Annotated in this window: 18 protein-coding genes; 10 read left to right on the forward strand and 8 right to left on the reverse strand. The window is 31.5% G+C overall.

The annotated features are described in order from the left end of the window. Nucleotides 1-262 precede the first annotated feature (262 nt). The 8 genes from ERL59_RS09535 to dnaA form a co-directional block, all read right to left on the reverse strand. Nucleotides 263-1,315: an HD-GYP domain-containing protein gene (locus tag ERL59_RS09535; RefSeq protein WP_160645985.1), complete on the reverse strand. Its 1,053-nt coding sequence runs from the start codon at nt 1,313-1,315 to the stop codon at nt 263-265. Nucleotides 1,316-1,402: 87 nt separating this feature from the next. Then, complete coding sequence (gene gyrA, locus ERL59_RS09540) at nt 1,403-3,877, reverse strand: DNA gyrase subunit A (protein ID WP_160645986.1); 2,475 nt, start codon at nt 3,875-3,877, stop codon at nt 1,403-1,405. 22 nt (nt 3,878-3,899) lie between these two features. Beyond that, nucleotides 3,900-5,804 (reverse strand): DNA topoisomerase (ATP-hydrolyzing) subunit B, encoded by a 1,905-nt coding sequence (gene gyrB, locus ERL59_RS09545; RefSeq protein WP_201763527.1) that lies wholly within the window; start codon nt 5,802-5,804, stop codon nt 3,900-3,902. Nucleotides 5,805-6,073: 269 nt separating this feature from the next. After that, on the reverse strand, nt 6,074-6,319 hold the full coding sequence (gene remB / locus ERL59_RS09550) for an extracellular matrix regulator RemB (protein ID WP_160645988.1): 246 nt from the start codon (nt 6,317-6,319) through the stop codon (nt 6,074-6,076). A gap of 16 nt (nt 6,320-6,335) precedes the next feature. Continuing rightward, complete coding sequence (gene recF, locus ERL59_RS09555; RefSeq protein WP_160645989.1) at nt 6,336-7,451, reverse strand: DNA replication/repair protein RecF; 1,116 nt, start codon at nt 7,449-7,451, stop codon at nt 6,336-6,338. A gap of 17 nt (nt 7,452-7,468) precedes the next feature. Next, complete coding sequence (gene yaaA / locus ERL59_RS09560; RefSeq protein ID WP_160645990.1) at nt 7,469-7,684, reverse strand: S4 domain-containing protein YaaA; 216 nt, start codon at nt 7,682-7,684, stop codon at nt 7,469-7,471. 52 nt (nt 7,685-7,736) lie between these two features. Then, nucleotides 7,737-8,882: a DNA polymerase III subunit beta gene (gene dnaN / locus ERL59_RS09565; protein WP_160645991.1), complete on the reverse strand. Its 1,146-nt coding sequence runs from the start codon at nt 8,880-8,882 to the stop codon at nt 7,737-7,739. Nucleotides 8,883-9,106: 224 nt separating this feature from the next. Continuing rightward, on the reverse strand, nt 9,107-10,462 hold the full coding sequence (gene dnaA / locus ERL59_RS09570) for a chromosomal replication initiator protein DnaA (protein ID WP_160645992.1): 1,356 nt from the start codon (nt 10,460-10,462) through the stop codon (nt 9,107-9,109). Between the two features lie 635 nt (nt 10,463-11,097). On the opposite strand from dnaA, the gene rpmH reads away from it, so the two are divergent. From rpmH to ERL59_RS09620, 10 genes are all read left to right on the forward strand, one after another. Next, a complete protein-coding gene (rpmH, locus tag ERL59_RS09575) occupies nt 11,098-11,232 on the forward strand; it encodes a 50S ribosomal protein L34 (RefSeq protein WP_160645993.1) in 135 nt (44 codons plus the stop codon). 182 nt (nt 11,233-11,414) lie between these two features. Then, nucleotides 11,415-11,756 (forward strand): ribonuclease P protein component, encoded by a 342-nt coding sequence (gene rnpA / locus ERL59_RS09580; RefSeq protein ID WP_160645994.1) that lies wholly within the window; start codon nt 11,415-11,417, stop codon nt 11,754-11,756. A 127-nt stretch (nt 11,757-11,883) separates the two neighbouring features. Beyond that, nucleotides 11,884-12,633, forward strand: a complete 750-nt coding sequence (gene yidC, locus ERL59_RS09585; protein WP_235929846.1) for a membrane protein insertase YidC — start codon at nt 11,884-11,886, stop codon at nt 12,631-12,633. Then, nucleotides 12,630-13,247 carry an RNA-binding cell elongation regulator Jag/EloR gene (gene jag, locus ERL59_RS09590; protein ID WP_160645995.1) on the forward strand — a complete coding sequence of 206 codons (618 nt, stop codon included), beginning with the start codon at nt 12,630-12,632 and terminating at the stop codon, nt 13,245-13,247. The genes yidC and jag overlap by 4 nt, the downstream gene beginning before the upstream one ends. Before the next feature lie 212 nt (nt 13,248-13,459). Next, nucleotides 13,460-14,833 (forward strand): tRNA uridine-5-carboxymethylaminomethyl(34) synthesis GTPase MnmE, encoded by a 1,374-nt coding sequence (gene mnmE / locus ERL59_RS09595; protein WP_160645996.1) that lies wholly within the window; start codon nt 13,460-13,462, stop codon nt 14,831-14,833. A 45-nt stretch (nt 14,834-14,878) separates the two neighbouring features. Next, nucleotides 14,879-16,774 (forward strand): tRNA uridine-5-carboxymethylaminomethyl(34) synthesis enzyme MnmG, encoded by a 1,896-nt coding sequence (mnmG, locus tag ERL59_RS09600; protein ID WP_160645997.1) that lies wholly within the window; start codon nt 14,879-14,881, stop codon nt 16,772-16,774. A gap of 1 nt (nt 16,775) precedes the next feature. Continuing rightward, nucleotides 16,776-17,489: a 16S rRNA (guanine(527)-N(7))-methyltransferase RsmG gene (gene rsmG, locus ERL59_RS09605; protein WP_160645998.1), complete on the forward strand. Its 714-nt coding sequence runs from the start codon at nt 16,776-16,778 to the stop codon at nt 17,487-17,489. A 433-nt stretch (nt 17,490-17,922) separates the two neighbouring features. Beyond that, nucleotides 17,923-18,747 carry a nucleoid occlusion protein gene (gene noc / locus ERL59_RS09610; protein WP_160645999.1) on the forward strand — a complete coding sequence of 275 codons (825 nt, stop codon included), beginning with the start codon at nt 17,923-17,925 and terminating at the stop codon, nt 18,745-18,747. 387 nt (nt 18,748-19,134) lie between these two features. Continuing rightward, a complete protein-coding gene (locus tag ERL59_RS09615) occupies nt 19,135-19,896 on the forward strand; it encodes a ParA family protein (RefSeq protein ID WP_160646000.1) in 762 nt (253 codons plus the stop codon). Beyond that, on the forward strand, nt 19,889-20,722 hold the full coding sequence (locus ERL59_RS09620) for a ParB/RepB/Spo0J family partition protein (RefSeq protein ID WP_160646001.1): 834 nt from the start codon (nt 19,889-19,891) through the stop codon (nt 20,720-20,722). Before ERL59_RS09615 ends, ERL59_RS09620 begins: the two co-directional genes overlap by 8 nt. The last annotated feature ends 50 nt before the right edge of the window (nt 20,723-20,772 follow it).

The following is a 20,772-nucleotide window of genomic DNA, read 5'->3' on the forward strand; positions in this document are numbered from 1 at the left end:
TTGTTTGGATTCTTGAAATCTTTCAAGTCTCCGATTTGTTCACTCGTTATTCAGTTTTCAAGGTGCAAATGATTTACTTTTTTTGTCGCCATTCGTTTTATGGCGACTTAATAAGTATATAACATTTTATCGTTTGTTGTCAAGCATTTTTTCATTTGTGTCTGCCGTCTCAGCGGCGACTTGATAAATATAACACGAATGCATCAGCTTATGCAAGTACTTTTTTTTATAAGTTTGATCTCTCTATTATTCTATTACACTTTTATTTATTTTTTTTTAAGTACTGTTCAATATATAAATCGCGTTTTTGATCTAAATTAATAATTTGTCCGTCTACATTAACCCATGGTCTAGTTGGATTGTTTTGATCAAAAAATACAATTTCCCCAATCATATTATTATTCAATTTTACAATACTACCACTTTGAAATTCAGTTATTTTTTTGATAAACGTATGGACTATGCTTGGCTCCAATTTACCAAATGATAACTTTTGAATTTCTTCTAATGCTAGATATGGTGATATCTTTTCTTTATAATTCTTATTGCTAGTCATTGCGTGAAATATATCGGCTACCGCTACAATTTTTGCATATAGATGTATTTTATTTTTATCTGAACCTAATGGGTACCCACTACCATCACTTTTTTCGTGGTGCTGTAAAGCAGCTAATTTTACCCCTTCATTAATTCCTTTTACATCTTTAAGAATATGATATCCATGAATCGTATGTTTTTTAATCTCTTGAATCTCCTCAGAATTTAATCTCCATGACTTATGCAATATTTCAGGATCAATTTTTGTGTTCCCTATATCATGTAGTAAACCTGAGATACTAACTTGAATCCAATCTTTTTGAGGCAAATCACACCATTTAGCAAGCAAATAAGAAGTCATACTGACCTTGATGCTTTTATGTATATAATAATCTTTAGTATCTTTCATTGGTGGTGAAAATGATAAAATGTTATATTGATCAATTAAAGAAATAAGTGATTCTAGTTTGGTGCGAACTTCTAATAAAGGTATATGATCAGTGTGAACATTTAAAAATACTTTTTTTATAAAGGAAAATACTTCTTGATATTCATATGTCAAATCATTGTTGAGTATGGATAACTTTTCGTCACTTACCTCTTCTTCTTCTTGTTCCATTTCAACTATCACGTTATTAACTAAAAATGCAGTTAAAATTTCAATTTCTCTTTCTTGTAAAATAGTTCCTTTATAAAATAATATCCCTCCAAGCTTTGTAGTCACATCTTCTACTAGTTGATCTCCCTTTTGTATATGGGATACAGCTACTCTTTTCAATAAATTCACCACCATTAACTGAACTTAAGGACAGAATAAATAAATATTCTGTCCTTGTTTTTAAACTTAAATATAAAATTAAACCTTTTACTCCGTTGTTCCTAAATCATTTTCATCAGTTTCTACAGATTCTTCATTTTTTTCGACCTGAGTTACCGTAGCTACTTGATCTTCTTCTCTAATATTAATCAATCTAACACCTTGAGTATTCCTTCCCATGGTTGAAATCTCAGACATGCTTGTACGTATAATGGTACCAAGAGAGGTAATAATCATTAAGTCCTCTTCATTGTGAACAATTTTCAAACCAACCACCGAGCCATTTTTCTCGGTTACATTGATTGTTTTTATCCCCTTGCCACCTCTAGTCTGAGATCTGTATTCAGACATCGGAGTTCTTTTACCATAACCTTTTGCTGTGACAATCAATACATCATTATTATCATCCACAACGTCCATATCTATGACCTGATCGTTTTCAGAGATCGTAATTCCCTTTACACCAGATGCTGAACGTCCCATTGTTCGTACATCTTTTTCAGAAAAACGAATGGACATCCCTTGCTGGGTTCCCATTATAATTTCCTGATTTCCATCCGTAAGTTTTACTCCAATTAATTCATCATCTTCACGAATGGTAATCGCGATGAGCCCACCTTTACGAATATTTTTATATTCTTCAATATTCGTTTTCTTTACAATACCTTTTTTTGTAGCAAAAAATAGGTGATGATCACTTTCAAAACTTTCAATCGGGAATACAGCATTTACATATTCACCAGGTTCAATTTGCATTAGGTTAATGATTGGCGTTCCTTTAGAAGCCCTGCTTTGTTCAGGAATTTCATATCCTTTCAAACGATATACCTTTCCTTTATTCGTGAAAAACATTAAATAATGGTGCGTATTGGTTACAAACAGATGTTCAACAAAATCATCATCTTTCGTTCCCATTCCTATTACACCTCTACCACCACGTTTTTGACTGCGATATGTTGTAACAGGTATACGTTTTATATAACCAGTATGTGAGATAGAAATTAGAACATCTTCTTGTGGGATTAAATCTTCATCTAAGATATCTAAACCACCAGCAATAATCTCAGAACGTCTTTCATCTCCAAATTTATTTTTAATTTCTAATAACTCTTCACTAATAATGTTTAATACTAATTGCTCATCAGCTAATATCGCACGTAATTCAGCAATTTTTTTTAATAACTCCTGATATTCATCTTCAATTTTATCTCTCTCTAAACCTGTTAAACGCTGGAGACGCATATCTAAAATCGCTTGAGATTGTTCATGACTCAAATCAAACTGGGTCATTAACCCTTCTCTTGCTTCTTCTGTTGTTCTAGAGGCACGAATTAATGAAATTACTTTGTCTAAATGATCTAATGCAATTCTTAATCCTTCTAAAATATGAGCTCTTGCTTCTGCTTTCTTTAAATCAAATTGAGTACGTCTTTCAATCACTTCAATTTGATGTTGAATATAGTGATGTAAAATATCTTTAATGTTTAAAACTTTTGGTTCACCGTGAACCAAAGCCAACATATTTACACCAAAATTAATTTGCATAGACGTCTGTTTGTATAAGTTATTAAGAATAACATGAGGATTTACATCCCTGCGAAGTTCTATTACGATCCTCATCCCATTGCGATCTGATTCATCTCTAAGATCAGTAATACCTTCTATTTTTTTCTCTCTAACTAACTCTGCAATTTTTTCTATTAATCTTGCTTTTATGACTTGATATGGTAATTCATTTATTATAATCTTAGCTTTATTTGTAGTCTCATTCTCTTCAATTTCTGCTCTAGCCCTCATGGTCACTGAACCACGACCTGTTGTATAAGCTTGTCTAATCCCCTGTCTTCCTAAAATATAACCTCCTGTAGGAAAATCAGGACCACTTATAAACTCCATTAAATCAATTGGAGTTAGATCTGGGTTTTTAATTAACTCCAACACACCATCAATAACTTCTCCAAGGTTATGAGGAGGAATATTTGTAGCCATTCCTACAGCAATTCCAGAAACCCCATTGACTAATAAATTTGGAAAACGTGCTGGTAAAACAACAGGTTCCTTCTCTTCACCATCATAGTTATCCGCATAATCTACCGTTTCTTTATTAATATCTCTTAACATTTCCATCGCTATTTTTGAAAGGCGTGCTTCCGTATAACGCTGAGCTGCAGCGGAATCTCCATCAATTGAACCAAAGTTTCCATGTCCTTCAATTAACATATAACGAAGTGAAAAGTCTTGTGCCATCCTCACCATAGTTTCATAAACAGCAGAATCTCCATGTGGATGGTATTTACCTAAAACTTCTCCAACGATACGTGCAGACTTTTTAAAAGGTTTGTCAGGTGACATCCCAAGCTCAGACATTGCGTATAATATTCTTCTATGAACAGGTTTTAAACCATCCCTTACATCTGGTAAGGCGCGGCTTACAATAATACTCATCGCGTAATCCATAAAAGAAGTCTGCATTTCTGTACGAATATCCCTATTTTCTACATTTGAACTCATTTCATCAGCCATGTTCTCACCATAACTTCCTAATTTAGATATCTATATTACTAACATATTTAGCATGTTGTTGTATAAAATCTCTTCTCGGTTCTACATTGTCTCCCATTAATGTATCAAATATAGCGTCGGCATCCATTGCATCTTCAATCGTTACTTGTAATAATGTTCGACTTTCTGGATCCATCGTTGTTTCCCACAATTGTCCAGCATCCATCTCTCCAAGACCTTTGTAGCGTTGAATGTTTACTTTACCATTTAATTTCTCAATGATCTCATTCTTTTGAGTGTCATTATAAGCATATTGAATAACTTTTCCTTTTTCAATTTTGTATAGAGGGGGTTGTGCGATATAAATGTACCCTGATTCTATAACAGGTCTCATATATCGATATAAAAAGGTCAATAGTAATGTACGTATATGTGCGCCATCTACGTCGGCATCAGTCATAATAATAATTTTATGATACCTAGCCTTTTCTATATTAAATTCTTCACCAATACCTGTACCTAACGCAGTAATAATAGCACGTATTTCTGCGTTTCCTAATATTCTATCTAACCTTGCTTTTTCAACATTTAGTATTTTCCCTCGTAAAGGCAGTATCGCTTGATAATGTCTGTCTCTTCCTTGTTTAGCTGAACCTCCTGCTGAGTCTCCCTCAACAATATACAACTCACTAATAGAAGCATCTTTAGATGAGCAATCTGCTAATTTACCTGGTAAGGAACTAACTTCTAATGCACTTTTTCGTCTCGTAGCTTCTCTTGCTTTACGTGCAGCTTCTCTTGCTCTAGCAGCTTGTAGAGATTTTTCAATAATTTGTTTAGCAATTGAAGGATTTTCTTCTAGAAACTCAGATAATTTCTCAGAGAAAACAGATTCAACAATACTTCTCGCCTCACTATTACCTAGTTTAGTTTTAGTTTGACCTTCAAATTGAGGTTCAGGGATTTTCACTGAAATTATAGCCGTAATTCCTTCACGAACATCATCACCGGAAAAATTAGCATCATTGTTTTTCAATAATTGGTTTTTTTTAGCATAGTTATTTAAAATTCTAGTCAGAGCACTTTTAAAACCAGACTCATGTGTACCGCCCTCATGTGTATTTATATTGTTGGCAAAAGAATAAATATTTTCACTATAACCATCGTTATATTGCAAGGAAACTTCCACATTAATGTGATCTTTTCCTCCTTCAACGTAAATAGGAGGTTCATGTATAGGTTCACGATTTCGATTTAAATATTCAACAAACGAAATGATCCCACCGTCATATTTGAAAGATTTTGCTTTTTCAGTACGTTTATCTATTAAATTAATTTCGATTCCTTTGTTTAAAAATGCTAGTTCACGAATTCGAGATTGCAAAATATCGTAATCGTATATTGTAGTTTCTGTAAAAATATCATCATCTGGTATGAACGTAGTTTGTGTCCCTGTTTCTTCTGTTTCACCAACGATCTTTAAATCATATTGAGGAATACCATAACGATATTCTTGCTGATGTATCTTACCTTCTCTTCTGACTTGTACTATCACTGATTTGGAAAGTGCATTCACTACAGATACACCTACTCCGTGTAATCCTCCAGAAACCTTATATCCTTCTCCACCAAATTTACCTCCAGCATGCAGTACGGTCATTACGACTTCTAATGCAGGACGTTTCATTTTTGGATGTTCACCGACAGGTATACCTCTTCCATTATCCTTTACGGTAATACTGTTATCTTCATTAACAATAACGTCTATCGTTGTGCAATACCCGGCCATAGCTTCATCAATACTGTTGTCAACAACTTCCCATACTAAATGATGGAGTCCTTTCACTCCAGTTGAACCGATATACATTCCAGGTCTTTTTCTTACAGCTTCTAGACCTTCGAGTACTTGAATTTGATTTTCATCATACGTATTTTGTGATTGATTCAATGACATTTTGCTTCACCTACTTGTGTAGAATAGAAAACAATTAAAACTTTAAGTATATGTTCAAAAAAGTTCCGTTTTTTAACGAGAAGATTGTGCTTACAGAAGTCAAGATTTCTGTGCCTCCCAATAGTACTAAATTTAGTCTTCAAAATATGAGCGGAATATTTGAAGATGTCAAATTGAGAATTAGAGATTCAGTCACAATCCTTTGTGGTGAATATAAGATCACTTCTCGTCATTACAAATAAAGAACTTTTTTGAATAACCGCTCAAACATGTAGATAATTCGCTCTTTTTTTTAATGTTGCAGAGGATATGGGAGAATAATATATTTTTGTAGTTGAAATGATCAATGATTTTGGTTTTTCTTTAGAGATCCTTTCAACCCTATTTAATAACGTAAAATGATTGATAAAAGGTTCTAAAACAACAAATGATTTATCAATGGATAAATCAAATATAGCAACTAATTCGGATGCCTTTAAAATCTTATCTCCTCCAAGGTGAATAAACAACCCCATCACTCCAATCCTAAACAGACACTGTGCCTTCTAAAACATGAAATAGTTTGGCTTCATTAAGTTTAGATAAATTTACACTTTCAATACCTGTTGTAGTAATAAAGGTTTGAACTTTGTCTTGAAAGGTCTCAATGAGTTGTGTTTGCCGATACTGGTCAAGTTCTGACAATACATCGTCTAATAGAAGAAGAGGATATTCACCAACTTCTTCGTGTATGAGTTCAATTTCTGCAAGTTTTATGGATAATGCTGTAGTTCTCTGTTGACCTTGGGATCCGAATGTTTGAACTTCTTTATCGTTAATTAAAAAAAGAAGATCATCACGATGTGGTCCTATTAGGGTGATTCCTCTCTTTATTTCCTTTTCTCGCATCTTTGTTAACTTTAACATAAATTGATTAAATAAAACAGTTTCATCATCAAATTGTTCAAATTCAAATGAAGGTTTGTATATAACTTTTAAATTCTCCTTCCCGTTTGTAATACTTGAATGAATTTGTTCAATCCATATTTGTAATTTTTTTATAAAGTGTTGACGTTTTTTAATGATTTTAATACCAAACTGGGCGAATTGTTGATCCCATATTGATAATAAATCATTTAAATGCTTGTCATTTGCACTATGATGCTGCTTTAATAAATTATTTCTTTGATTTAATATTTTTTGATATTGCTGCAAATCATAAATATAACTAGGGTGAATTTGACCTAATTCCATATCAATAAATCTACGACGAATTCTAGGTGATCCTTTTACAATTTCTAAATCTTCAGGTGCAAACATAACAACATTTAATACCCCTATAAAATCACTTAGCTTTCTTTGTTCAAGTCCATTTACCTTTACTTTTTTTCCTTTTTGAGAAAGATGAATTTCTAATTTATTACTTCCATATTTTTTTTCAATCTCACTATATAGTGTAGTTTCATTAAATCCCCAACCGATTAACTCCTTGTCAGTATTTGTACGATGGGATTTGGTTAAAGCCATTACATAAATTGCTTCGAGTAAATTCGTTTTTCCCTGAGCATTTGGACCTATAAATATATTGATATTATGATCAAGATTGATTTCTATAGATTGATAGTTACGATAATTGTTTAAAGTTAGTTTTTTTAAAAACAAAAAAATTCCTCCTGAAATTACAAATTCATTACTTTGTAATCCCCAGTTTCATTAATTTTCACTTCATCGCCTGGAACGATTTTTCTACCTCTTCGATTATCAAGAGAACCATTGATATAAATCTTATTTTCTTGTAAAAATGGTTTGGCTTGTCCCCCGGTAGAAATATGATTTGTTAATTTCAAAAATTGTCCTAAAGTAATATATTCATCTTTAATTTTTATGGTTTCCATTATGTTTAATCCTTTCAGATGAACTACCCTCACTCTTCACCTATGAACCTTATTAGTTTGTTGTCCGATAAGGTAAAATTAAATGCAGCATGTTGGTATTGTCATTTGGTTTAATTATAATTGGACTCATTGTACCTGTAATTCCGATTTGAATATGATCACTATCGATCACTTTTAAGGCATCAAGCATATATTTGGAGTTAAATGATATTTGTATTAACTCTCCTTCGATTTTTTCTGCTTTTACTTGTTCTGTTATTTTACCTAAAGAAGTTAAACTTGATGTAATTTCAATTTCCTCATGATCTTTTACAATCATTTTAACAATGTTTGTTTGATTTTCTTTTGATAATAAGTATGCACGATCAATTGCTTCTAAAAACATCCTTGTTGGTACGGTAATTTCCGTTTTAAAAACTTGTGGAATGATTTTTGAAGTATCCGGATAAATTCCATCTAATATTCGTGTGTAAAATAAAATGGAATCAATCTTAAATAATACTTGATTATTGGCAAATACGATGTGAATCATACTATTTTGATCAGGTAATAATTTATTTAATTCATTTAATGTTTTTCCTGATATAACAATATTTTGAAGGTTTAAATGCAAGTCTATATCCGTATTTGAAATTTCTCTACTAGCTAAACGGTGACGATCCGTTGCAACAAATTTTAAATTTTCATTGGAAACATTCCATAAAACCCCTGTTAAAATAGGTGTACTTTCATTGGTTGATATAGCAAAGGAGGTTTGTTTAATCATGGATTTTAATAAATCACTAGCTAATAGTATCGAATTGTTTTCTTCTATAGATGGAAGTACTGGATATTCTTCTGGGTCAAGACCTATAATTTGTAGCTCTGATGTTCCTGATTTTATGATGGTTTGAAATTGGGAATTTACTTCAATTTCTACGTATTCACCTGGTAACTTTCTTATAATTTCTACAAAAAATTTAGCAGGTAATACTACACTTCCTTCTTTTTTTATTTCAATAATTTGATTTTCTTTTTCTTCTTTAGGAATGAAACTTTGAATTGAAATTTCTGTATCACTTGCTGTTAAAATAACTTCTTGATCATGAGCATCAATTTTAATTCCACTTAAAATGGGGATTGTTGTTCTATTTGTAATTGCTTTTGATACATGTTGAATGGACTCATGTAGCTTATTTTTTAAAATTTTAAATTCCATATTTCCATCTCCAAACTATTTTTCTGAACTTAACTTGTCTTAATAGATATAAATTAAGTTTTTTTTATTTATGTATGAATATTATTTTAAAGTTAGTAATATAATAATATGTTAAATATTTTTTAGTATAAGTAGTAGGGACACTGAATATGTGGATAACCTTGTTCTGTGTACAATTTTTCAGCCTATTCACATGTGAGTAAATTGTGCATAGGCTGGTGATATTATGAAGGGTTTTTAATTTTAGTTGTAATATTGTGGACAACTTTATATAATTCCTGATCATTCTTTAATGATTTTGAAATTTTATCATAAGCATGTATTACGGTTGTATGATCTCTTCCACCAAAAGCCTCTCCTATTTTGGGAAGGGATAAGTCTGTAAGTTCTCTTGACAAGTACATAGCGATTTGTCTTGGAAATGCTAATGATTTTGTTCTTTTTCTAGCTTTAAAATCTTCAATGTTTAAGCCGTAGTGTGCTCCAGTTATTTTTTGAATATCTTCAACAGTAATGACTCTTGGTCGACTTGAAGGAATGATATCTTTTAATGCATTTCTAGCTAATTCTGCAGATATATCCTCATTTATTAAAGAGGAATAAGCTACAACACGTATCAATGCACCTTCAAGCTCTCTAATGTTAGTATCAATTTGATTTGCTATATATACCATGGCTTCATTTGGCACATCTAAATTTTCAGCTTTTGCTTTTTTCCTTAGTATGGCTATTCTTGTTTCTAAATCAGGAGGTTGAATATCTGTAATAAGTCCCCATTCAAACCTAGAACGAAGTCTTTCTTCTAGTGTTGGAATTTCTTTAGGTGGGCGATCACTGGATATAATAATTTGTTTTGATTCCTCATGTAGAGCATTAAATGTATGGAAAAATTCTTCCTGGGTTTGTTCTTTACCTGCTAAGAACTGGATATCATCGATTAATAATATATCGATGTTTCTATATTTATTTCTAAAGGATTCCCCACGATTGTCACGTATAGCATTAATAAACTCATTTGTAAATTTTTCTGATGAAATGTATAGAACCTTGGTTTTAGGGTGATGTTCTATAATATAATGTCCGATCGCATGCATTAAATGAGTTTTTCCTAACCCAACTCCACCGTATAAAAATAAAGGATTATAGGCTTTGGCTGGTGCTTCAGCTACGGCTAAGGAGGCAGCATGTGCAAAACGATTACCAGAACCAATGACAAACGTATCAAAAGTATATTTAGCATTTAACATCGGTGGTAAAGACTCATCATTCGTTATCATATTTTGTGTTGTTTTTTTCTTTGGTGTAGGTACAACGTCAGGAATAACTTCCTCGTCTTCAATCACGATTTTAACCTGTACTTTACGGCCAGTACTTTCAAATACTGCATTGCTAATTAGTTTTATGTAGCGATTTTCCAGCCACTCCTTTGCAAACATATTTGGTGCGCAAACCAACAATACGGATTCATTAAATACTTTTACTTTTGTTGATTTTAACCATGTATCATAACTAGGCTTACTCACTTTTGTTTGCAGTATGGATAAAATTTTTTGCCAGAGCTGATCAGGATAATCTTCCATGAATGCGTTCACTCCTTTAACCTTTAAAAAAATCTTTTATGGAAGAGTTGTTGAATAAGTAATAAAATTGATGATTTATTTTGTGATTTTGCAAAACAAGTTGTTTATTGTAATAATTTTTTCCACGTAAGTTCTCTTTTCCTGTCGAAAAACCATATTTTACCCACAAAAAAATCATTCTAAGGATAGAATATTAACAAATATATTAGTTGTTCACAATTATATCCACAGAATGTTGATAAATGATATGATTTTTACTACATATCCACAAGATAAAGCATTATCATCATAGCAAATAAATCTTTATATTTCAATCCATTTCTGAACATTATCCACAAGTGCACATGATGTGTATAATTTTTTATTTACAATACGACAAATTGTTCTTATATTGTTGATGAGTCGACAAATTTTTAACATTGTTGTTTTATTATCCACATGATTGTTCATTAATTGATATAGGGTGATTATACTTATATTTTTTTGTGATTTTGCCCACATGTTAATAACAAAAGCTTTTGCTTGGAGCATTCTCTAAAAGTATGTAAAATGTTAAAGTTGACTTTTTGAAAGCAAAATGATTTAATGTATAAGGATTATTATGCGAGATGCAATTCCTTAAGGGGGTGCGATAAATGAAACCAACTTTTCAACCAAACACTAGAAAACGTAAAAAAGTACATGGATTCCGTAAAAGAATGAATTCAAAAAATGGACGCAAAGTTTTAACTGCTCGTCGTAGAAAGGGTAGAAAAATTTTAAGTGCGTAAAATGGACTTTACAGTTGAAGACCTATCTATAAATGAAGTAGGGATTAGTAAAGTATTTGAGGTGACCACTTACTGTGGTCTTTTTTCTTTGTTTAGTTTAAATCTGGATTGATGTGTGAAAAATAATATTAACATATAAAGTATATTTTTATGAGACAATGATATATGGAGCGGCGTCTAATATGGAAAATAAATTTCGTCTAAAAAAGAAGGAAGATTTTAATTTCATATATCGTTATGGAAAATCTACGGCAAATCATCAGTTCGTGGTTTATTATAAACATAATTCAAATCATCATTTTCGTTTAGGTATTTCAGTAAGTAAAAAAATAGGAAATGCGGTAGTAAGGAATCGTATGCGTAGGGTGATTAAAGAAATAGTAAGGCATCACACCGATAAAATAGCTCCCAATTATGATTTTATTATTATTGTTAGAAAACCAGCTGTACATATGGATTATCATCAAATGGAGAAAAGTATCTTACATGTATTGCGTAAAGCATCCATATTAAAAAAAAAATAGAGAGAAATAGATGAAAGATTATTGAAGTTTCTGATGAATTGGATTTGTTTATTTGTTTATTAATCTATGATATAGTTTATATTGGAACTTATTAAGGTGTGGATAGTAGGTTAGGAGGAATTTAATTTTGTCACGTCGTTTGCCATTACTTCTTGTATTGTTATCTTTAACAGTTTTACTAGCTGGTTGTAGTATGGAAGACCCCATTGATCCTAGCAACGGATTTTGGGATAAGTATTTTGTATATCCTCTTTCATTTTCTTTAGATTGGTTTGCAGATCTTCCATATAGTAACTATGGTATATCTATTCTTATCGTAACGATTATTATAAGATTGTTGATTTTACCACTTACTTTAAAACAGATCCGTAGTTCTAAACAAATGCAAGAAATACAACCTGAAATAAAAAAATTAAAAGAAAAATATAAAACCGATCCAAAAAAGCAGCAGGAAGAAACCATGAGATTGTTCCAAAAACATGGAATAAATCCATTGGCGGGTTGTTTACCACTCATTGTGCAAATGCCGATCCTAATCGCTCTATATAATGCGATCATGCGTAATGCTGATATCAGCAGTAGCACTTTTTTATGGCTGCAATTAGGTGAAAGAGATCCTTATATTTTACCTATACTAGCTGCAATAACAACATATCTTCAAAGTAAGATGATGTCGTCTCAAATGAATAATCAAATGGCAGGTATGCAAGGGATTATGATGATATTCCCTGTACTTATATTTGTAATGGCACTTACATTCCCATCCGCCTTACCTTTATACTGGGTGTATGGTAATATATTTACAATTATTCAATCTTATTTTATATACGGAAACAAAAAAAGTAAGGCTCCAAAAGAGGGAGGTCTTTCTAAGTGAAAAAAATTTCTGTAACTGGTAAAACGATTGAAGATGCTGTTCAATCTGGTTTAGCGCAATTGAATACAACAGAAGACAAAGTAAAGGTACATATTATTGAGGAACCTACAAAAGGCTTTTTAGGTCTTATTGGTTCTAAAGATGCAAAGGTTGAGTTAGAGTATATTTCTGATGTTGTTGACGAAGCCTTTGAATTTTTAAAAGATATTGTGGACAAGATGAAGTTAGATGTCAGCGTTGAAATTGGGCAAAAAGATGATGAAAAATTTATTAATCTTACTGGATCAGAAGTCGGTATTTTAATTGGTAGAAGAGGACAAACATTGGATTCATTACAGTATTTAGTTAATATTGTTGCAAATCGATATGCTAATTCATACCATAGAGTTTTACTTGATGCAGAAAATTTTCGCCAAAAAAGGAAGAATACACTTGAGCAATTAGCTGGTAAGATTGCTGATAGAGTAATCAGATATAAAAGAGATGTTTCTCTTGAACCAATGACGCCACAGGATCGTAAGATTATCCATACTTATTTGCAGGAACATTCTAAAGTAAGTACTAAAAGTGAAGGAAAAGAACCTAATCGTTATGTGGTTGTTACTTTAAAGTGAGAAATTAATTTGACTTAAAACATTTTCTGCAATGGCTTATTATTTTTGTAATGAGCCATTGCTTTTTTACCATTTGGAACACGTAATGATTCAAATTTTAACTTTGAACATTTTAAATTCAGATAAATTAAGCAAGTATTTTTAATTTTGAAAGTGATTTTATGAATGATAAATTGATAAAAGGTAATATTACCGGATAAAGAGGTGTGTTCATGATTTCCGATACAATTGCCGCCATCTCAACACCACTTGGTGAAGGTGGTATTGCTATGATTCGTATTAGTGGTCCTGATGCAGTTTCCATTGTGGATACTATTTTTTATGCAAAACAGAAATGTTCTGAAATGAAAACTCATACTGTGCAATATGGATTCATAAAAGAATCTGATACAGGTTTAAAAGTAGATGAGGTTCTTGTAACTGTGATGTTAGCTCCAAGATCTTTTACAAAAGAAAATGTTGTTGAAATAAGTTGTCATGGCGGTTTAATCGCTGTTAAAAAAACATTGGAATTATTATTGCAAAATGGTGCTCGTTTAGCAGAACCTGGAGAGTTTACTAAAAGGGCCTTTTTAAACGGTAGAATTGATTTAACACAAGCTGAAGCAGTTATCGATCTTATTCGTTCTAAGTCAGATCGTGCTTATTCTGTTGCCATGAAACAAGTGGAAGGTACATTATCAGATAAAATTGTGAATTTAAGAAATCTAATCATTGAATTAATGGCTCATATTGAAGTGAATATTGACTATCCTGAACATGATGTAGAGGAACTTACTTATGCTTTTATTTCGGATAAATGCAACCAAGCTATTCAAATCATTGATGAATTATTAAAGAATGCAAATCAGGGAAAAATTTTAAGAGAAGGAATTGTTACTGCTATTATTGGAAGACCCAACGTTGGTAAATCATCTTTATTAAATTTATTAGCAAGGGAAAACAAGGCTATTGTTACTGATATTCCTGGAACAACACGAGATGTGATCGAAGAATACGTTACAGTTGGTGGAGTTCCTTTAAAATTATTAGATACGGCAGGTTTGAGAGAAACTAGTGATGTTGTAGAAAAAATTGGGGTTGAAAGATCAAAAGAATCCTTAAAGGAAGCGGAGTTAGTTTTATTTGTAGTTAATCAGAATGAGCCAATACATGTCGATGAAATGAAGTTATTTCAAGAAATTAAGAATAAGCAAGTTATTCTCGTTTTAAATAAAACAGATTTACCTAGTAAAATTGACCTAAACCAATTGAAAAATCAATTTAATGAAGAACAGATTGTACAAATGTCTATTAAAAATGAACAAGGGCAATCTGAATTAGAGAAGGTCATTGCAAACATGTTTTTTGATGGGAGAATAGAATCTACAGATTCTTCCTATGTAAGTAATGTAAGACACATTCATCTTTTAAATAAAGCAAAGAGATCATTAGAGGAAGCATTAAAAGGAACATACGATATTCCAATTGACATGCTTCAAATTGATATTAGAAATGCTTGGGAAGACTTAGGTGAGGTGATTGGAGATTCAGTGAGTGAATCTTTAATTGATCAAATTTTTTCTCAATTTTGCCTAGGTAAATAAATGAACTGATAATATAAAATGACTGAGTAAAGGAGGGTTTTAAAAATGGGATATCAAGCTGGTGAATATGATGTTATTGTCATCGGAGCTGGCCATGCCGGATGTGAAGCTGCATTAGCTGCTGCAAGAATGGGATGTCAAACATTATTAATTACAATTAATTTGGATATGGTTGCTTTTATGCCTTGTAATCCTTCTATTGGAGGACCAGCAAAAGGCCATGTTGTTAGAGAAATTGATGCTTTAGGTGGCGAGATGGGTAGAAATATTGACAAAACTTATATCCAGCTTAGGATGCTGAATACTGGAAAAGGACCTGCTGTTCATGCTTTGCGAGCCCAAGCAGACAAGTTTTTTTATCAGAATGCTTTAAAAGAAACGATAGAAAAACAAGATAACTTAACATTGCAACAAGGAATGGTAGAGGAATTAATTGTTGAAAATGGAATTTGCGTCGGTGTAATTACAAAAACTGGGGCAGAATTTAGAAGTAAAACAGTGGTTCTTACTACAGGTACTTATTTACGTGGGAAAGTCATCATGGGAGAAGTAATTTATGAAAGTGGCCCTAATAATCAACAGCCTTCTATTAAGCTTTCTGATTGTTTAAAATCATTAGGTTTTGATTTAGTTCGATTTAAAACAGGAACACCTCCTAGAGTTCACAAAGATACAATTGATTTTTCTAAAACTGAGGAGCAGCCAGGGGATAAAAATCCTAAACACTTTTCTTTTGAAACAACTAAAGGTATTAATAAAGAACAATTACCATGTTGGTTAACATATACTTCCAGAGAGACACATGAAACCATTAATAACAATTTATCTCGTGCTCCTATGTATTCTGGAGTGATTGAAGGTACAGGTCCGAGATATTGTCCATCTATAGAAGATAAAATTGTGCGATTTAGCGATAAACCAAAACATCAAATATTTTTGGAACCTGAAGGTAGGTACACTACTGAATATTACGTACAGGGTTTATCTACTAGTATGCCTGAAGATGTTCAGTTAAAAATATTACAATCCATTCCTGGTTTAGAAAATGTTCAGATGATGCGGACTGGTTATGCAATTGAGTATGATGCAATTGTACCTACTCAGTTGTGGCCTACATTAGAAACGAAAAGAATTTCAAATTTATATACTGCTGGTCAAATAAATGGAACTTCTGGATATGAAGAAGCAGCGGGCCAGGGAATTATGGCTGGGATTAATGCTGCTAGAAAAGTAAAAGGTGAGGAACCTGTTATTATTCAACGTTCTCAAGGTTATATCGGGGTTCTAATTGATGATTTAGTGACGAAAGGTACAAATGAACCGTATCGTTTATTAACTTCACGTGCAGAGTATCGTTTATTGTTAAGACATGATAATGCTGATTTACGCTTAACTCCTACTGGCTATGAAATAGGATTAATACCGGAGGAACGATATGTTAAATTTATGAAAAAAAGTAAAAAAATAGAAAATGAAATTATTCGACTTAAATCGACAAAAATCAAACCCAGTGTACAAGTACAACAAAAATTAGAAGAAATCAATTCTACTATATTAAATAATTCAGTTGATGCTGCATCGTTATTACGTAGACCTGAAATTCTTTATCATCATATTCAATTGTTTTCACCTTCTGAAGTTGAATTGACCGAGGAAGAAAAGGAACAGGTAGAAATACAAATAAAATATGCTGGATATATTGAAAAGCAACTTGTTCAGGTGGAGCGTTTAAAGAAAATGGAAAAAAAGAAAATACCTTCTGATATAGATTATGATGATGTACAAGGAATTGCTATAGAAGCAAGGCAAAAGCTATCTGATATAAGACCAATTTCAATTGGGCAAGCTTCAAGAATTTCTGGTGTAACACCTGCTGATATTTCTATTTTATTAGTTTATTTAGAACATTATAATAAAGTTGTGGCAGCGAGAAGAGGATAGTATGAATTATAAACAATTTTCTTTATTATTAAAAAAATATAATATGAGCATTTCTACTGAACAATGGGATTTATTTGAAAAGTATTATCTTATGTTGGTTGACTGGAATGAACGCATGAATTTAACTGCTATTACAGATAGAGAACAGGTTTTTATAAAACATTTTTATGATTCGATTTCTATAGCTTTTTATGTACCTATATCACAAATCAATACATTAGCTGATATAGGCTCTGGCGCTGGTTTCCCTAGTATCCCATTAAAAATCATGTTTCCTAATTTAAAGATATCCATTATAGATTCTTTAAAAAAAAGAATTCACTTTTTGAATCATTTAACAGAAGAGTTACACATGGTTGATGTGGATTGTATTCATGGTAGAGCTGAAGAACTTGGACGAAAGCAAAATCTCAGAGATCATTTTGATTTGGTAACTGCTAGAGCAGTCGCAAAATTAAATGTATTAAACGAATATTGTCTACCATTTGTGAAAGAGGGAGGACATTTCATAGCTATGAAAGGACCTAATACTTCCGATGAGGTAAATGAGGCAAGTAATAGTTTAATACAATTAAAAGGGTCGTTATTAAAGGTAGTTAATTTTCAATTACCAGATCATTCTGATCGAAATTTTATATTTATTCATAAAACAGGAAAGACCCCTAAAAAATTTCCTAGAAATCCTGGTACACCAATCAAAAAACCATTAGTATGATAATAATTTATTCAATCCTATATGTTCCACGTGAAACATGATATCATATTTAGATTGATTTATAATATGTTTATTATTTTTGTAATCGTTTAAAAGGTAAAAGTAATCTAATTGTGTTGAATAAATATTTTAAAATTTCAAGGTGATAGTTTATGAAATTTGCAGGAATATAGGAATGAATGGAGAATTTATAATTAATAAATAAATTCTTGCAAAGTACATATATAATATCCTACTAAATAGTAGTAACTTACACATAAAGCGACTTCATTTTTTTAATGTCCAATCATCTTAGGAAATGAATTTCATAAGGTTATTTTTGTTGATCAAGTAGTTAACCTAACATTTAATATAATATTTAAATAGATCTGTTGTTAGGTAAGATTAAACAGTGTAGACACAGCTAGTAGGAGAGATAGGTGGTAATGAAACAATGAAAGATCAGTTTACAAAGTTACTTGGATTTTCAGATCGAAACAGTGGTGAAGAGGTTAAAGCAATTTCAGTAGAGGACATTGTTCCTAGTCCATATCAACCAAGGGAAATTTTTGATGATGATAAGATTGATGAATTGAGCCAAACGATAAAAACACATGGTGTGATTCAACCAATAGTAGTACGAGTTAGGAATAGTAAATTTGAAATTATTGCAGGTGAGAGAAGATTTAGAGCAGTAAAAAAATTAAACTTAGAAACTATTCCAGCAATTATTAAAGAGTATAATGATTCTCAAGCTGCTTCAATTGCATTAATTGAAAATTTACAACGTGAAGGGCTAACTTCTATAGAGGAAGCTATTGCTTATCAGAAATTAATAGAAATACACCAATTAACACAAGAAAGCTTAGCTCAAAGAATCGGGAAAAGTCAATCTACAATAGCTAATAAACTTCGTTTACTAAACTTATCTGAGCCTGTAAAAAGTGCTTTGTTAACTAGAAGTATAACTGAAAGACATGCAAGATCTTTACTTTCATTGGACAGCGAAGAGCTGCAGATGAAGTTATTAGATGAAATAATAAAAAAAGACTTAAATGTAAAACAAACTGAGGCTAGGGTTAATCTTTATAAGGAAATTTCTAAAACAAAAAAAACGAAAAGAGTCTCTTTTTCAAAGGACATTCGGTTGGCAGTAAATACTATTCGTCAATCATTTGATATGGTGGTTGATTCGGGATTAAAGATAATAAAAGATGAAAAAGATTACGATGATTATTATGAAATATCTTTTAAAATACCTAAAAAAAATGATTCGTAAAAAAGTTTTGTTAAAGTAATGGTATCCACTTTTAATTAGAAAAAAATAATAAATGACTTATAGATCACAAAATAAAGATAAAGCTTCCATGTCATTATAGGGTGGAAGCTTTATTTTCATTTTAACTATTAAATCCAAAAATGTCTCAAATGGCTTGAATTATTCAAAATATATGTTTTTATAAAAACAATTCTGATATATAATATAATTAAACTATTAATTTACTTAAATACTAGTTTATCTTTTTTGATAATGGGGATAAGAATATGGATTATTAATACAACCATATTTTTTTGAATTGTATTTATTCGTTTGAAGTTTCTATTAATTTATAGTTTTGTTAATCTTTATATAAAGTTTTAAATTTTTTTATGAGGTGAAAGAGTATTGTCTAAGATAATTGCAATTACAAATCAAAAAGGTGGGGTTGGGAAAACAACAACCTCTATAAATTTAGGAGCCTCTTTAGCCACCTTAGGTAAAAAGGTATTATTAGTAGATATCGATCCCCAAGGAAACACAACTAGTGGTGTTGGAATCAATAAAGCCGATGTTGTTCATTGTATTTATGACGTGATTATTAATGATGTCCATCCAAAAGATGCAATTTGTAAATCTGAAATAGACAATTTAGATATCATACCAGCTACAATCCAATTAGCAGGTGCAGAAATTGAATTAGTACCCACCATTTCGAGGGAAATTAGGTTAAAAAAGTCTTTACAACTTGTAAAACATCTTTATGATTATGTATTAATTGATTGTCCACCCTCCTTAGGTATTTTAACGGTTAATTCATTAACAGCTGCAGATTCAGTAATTATACCTATTCAATGTGAGTACTACGCATTGGAAGGTCTGAGTCAGTTATTGAACACGGTTCGTTTGGTACAAAAACATTTAAATACAAACTTGCAGATTGAAGGCGTATTATTAACTATGTTAGATGCTAGAACAAATCTTGGTATTCAAGTTATTGAGGAAGTGAAAAAGTACTTTCAAGAGAAAGTGTATCAAACGATCATCCCTAGGAATGTTAGATTAAGTGAAGCACCAAGTCATGGAAAACCTATCATTACATATGATGCAAAATCAAAAGGAGCAGAAGTATATTTGGAACTTGCTAAGGAAGTGATTTCAATTGACTAAGCGTTTAGGTAGAGGTCTAGATGCTTTAATTCCAGATCTAGAGCTAAAAGAAGATGATAAAGTAATTGAGATAGGTTTATCGAATTTACGTCCTAATCCATATCAACCACGGAAAAATTTTGTAGAGGATAAAATTGATGAGTTAGCATCATCTATAAAGGAACACGGTGTAATCCAACCTATCATAGTAAGACAAGTATTAAGAGGGTATGAAATTATAGCAGGAGAAAGAAGATGGCGTGCTTCCAAAAAATGTGGGTTAAAAACGATACCTGCTGTAGTTCGTGCTTTTACTGATCAACAAGTCACGGAGATTGCATTGATTGAAAATTTACAACGTGAAGATTTGAACCCGATGGAAGTTGCAGTTGCTTATCAATCACTGATAGAGCAATTTGATATTACTCAAGAAGAGTTATCAGTTAAAGTTGGGAAATCAAGGTCACATATTGCAAATTTTTTACGTTTACTTCAGTTGCCTAATGTAATTAAACAACATGTTTCACGTGGAACATTATCTATGGGACATGCAAGAGCAATAGTCGGATTAAAAGATAATGCAATAAAACAAGAGATGACAAATTTAACAATTAAAAATGAGTGGAGTGTAAGAGAATTAGAAAAAGCGATTCAAAATACGCAAGAAACGAAAAGTAAGAAGAAAAAAACAAAAACAAATAATCCGTTTATTACTCAAATTGAGGGTGAACTTAGAGAAAAGTATAAAACTACAGTAAAGATTAAAAACAATCAAAAAGATAAAGGAATAATAGAACTTTCTTATTACTCTAAAGATGATTTGCAAAGATTGTTAGATTTATTATAGTAAAATGACGATGATATAAATGAATATAAAAGAACATACCAATTCAAGTC

Origin of the sequence: Chengkuizengella marina (assembly GCF_009910845.1) — a bacterium.
In the GTDB taxonomy this organism is placed as follows: Bacteria; Bacillota; Bacilli; order Paenibacillales; family KCTC-33759; genus Chengkuizengella; species Chengkuizengella marina.

Excerpts from the sequence above, each read along its gene's own strand:
- gyrA (WP_160645986.1), bottom strand. The coding sequence starts at position 3,877 with ATGGCTGATGAAATGAGTTCAAATGTAGAAAATAGGGATATTCGTACA.
- yaaA (WP_160645990.1), bottom strand. The coding sequence starts at position 7,684 with ATGGAAACCATAAAAATTAAAGATGAATATATTACTTTAGGACAATTT.
- dnaN (WP_160645991.1), bottom strand. The coding sequence starts at position 8,882 with ATGGAATTTAAAATTTTAAAAAATAAGCTACATGAGTCCATTCAACAT.
- dnaA (WP_160645992.1), bottom strand. The coding sequence starts at position 10,462 with ATGGAAGATTATCCTGATCAGCTCTGGCAAAAAATTTTATCCATACTG.
- rpmH (WP_160645993.1), top strand. The coding sequence starts at position 11,098 with ATGAAACCAACTTTTCAACCAAACACTAGAAAACGTAAAAAAGTACAT.
- rnpA (WP_160645994.1), top strand. The coding sequence starts at position 11,415 with ATGGAAAATAAATTTCGTCTAAAAAAGAAGGAAGATTTTAATTTCATA.
- mnmE (WP_160645996.1), top strand. The coding sequence starts at position 13,460 with ATGATTTCCGATACAATTGCCGCCATCTCAACACCACTTGGTGAAGGT.
- mnmG (WP_160645997.1), top strand. The coding sequence starts at position 14,879 with ATGGGATATCAAGCTGGTGAATATGATGTTATTGTCATCGGAGCTGGC.
- rsmG (WP_160645998.1), top strand. The coding sequence starts at position 16,776 with ATGAATTATAAACAATTTTCTTTATTATTAAAAAAATATAATATGAGC.
- noc (WP_160645999.1), top strand. The coding sequence starts at position 17,923 with ATGAAAGATCAGTTTACAAAGTTACTTGGATTTTCAGATCGAAACAGT.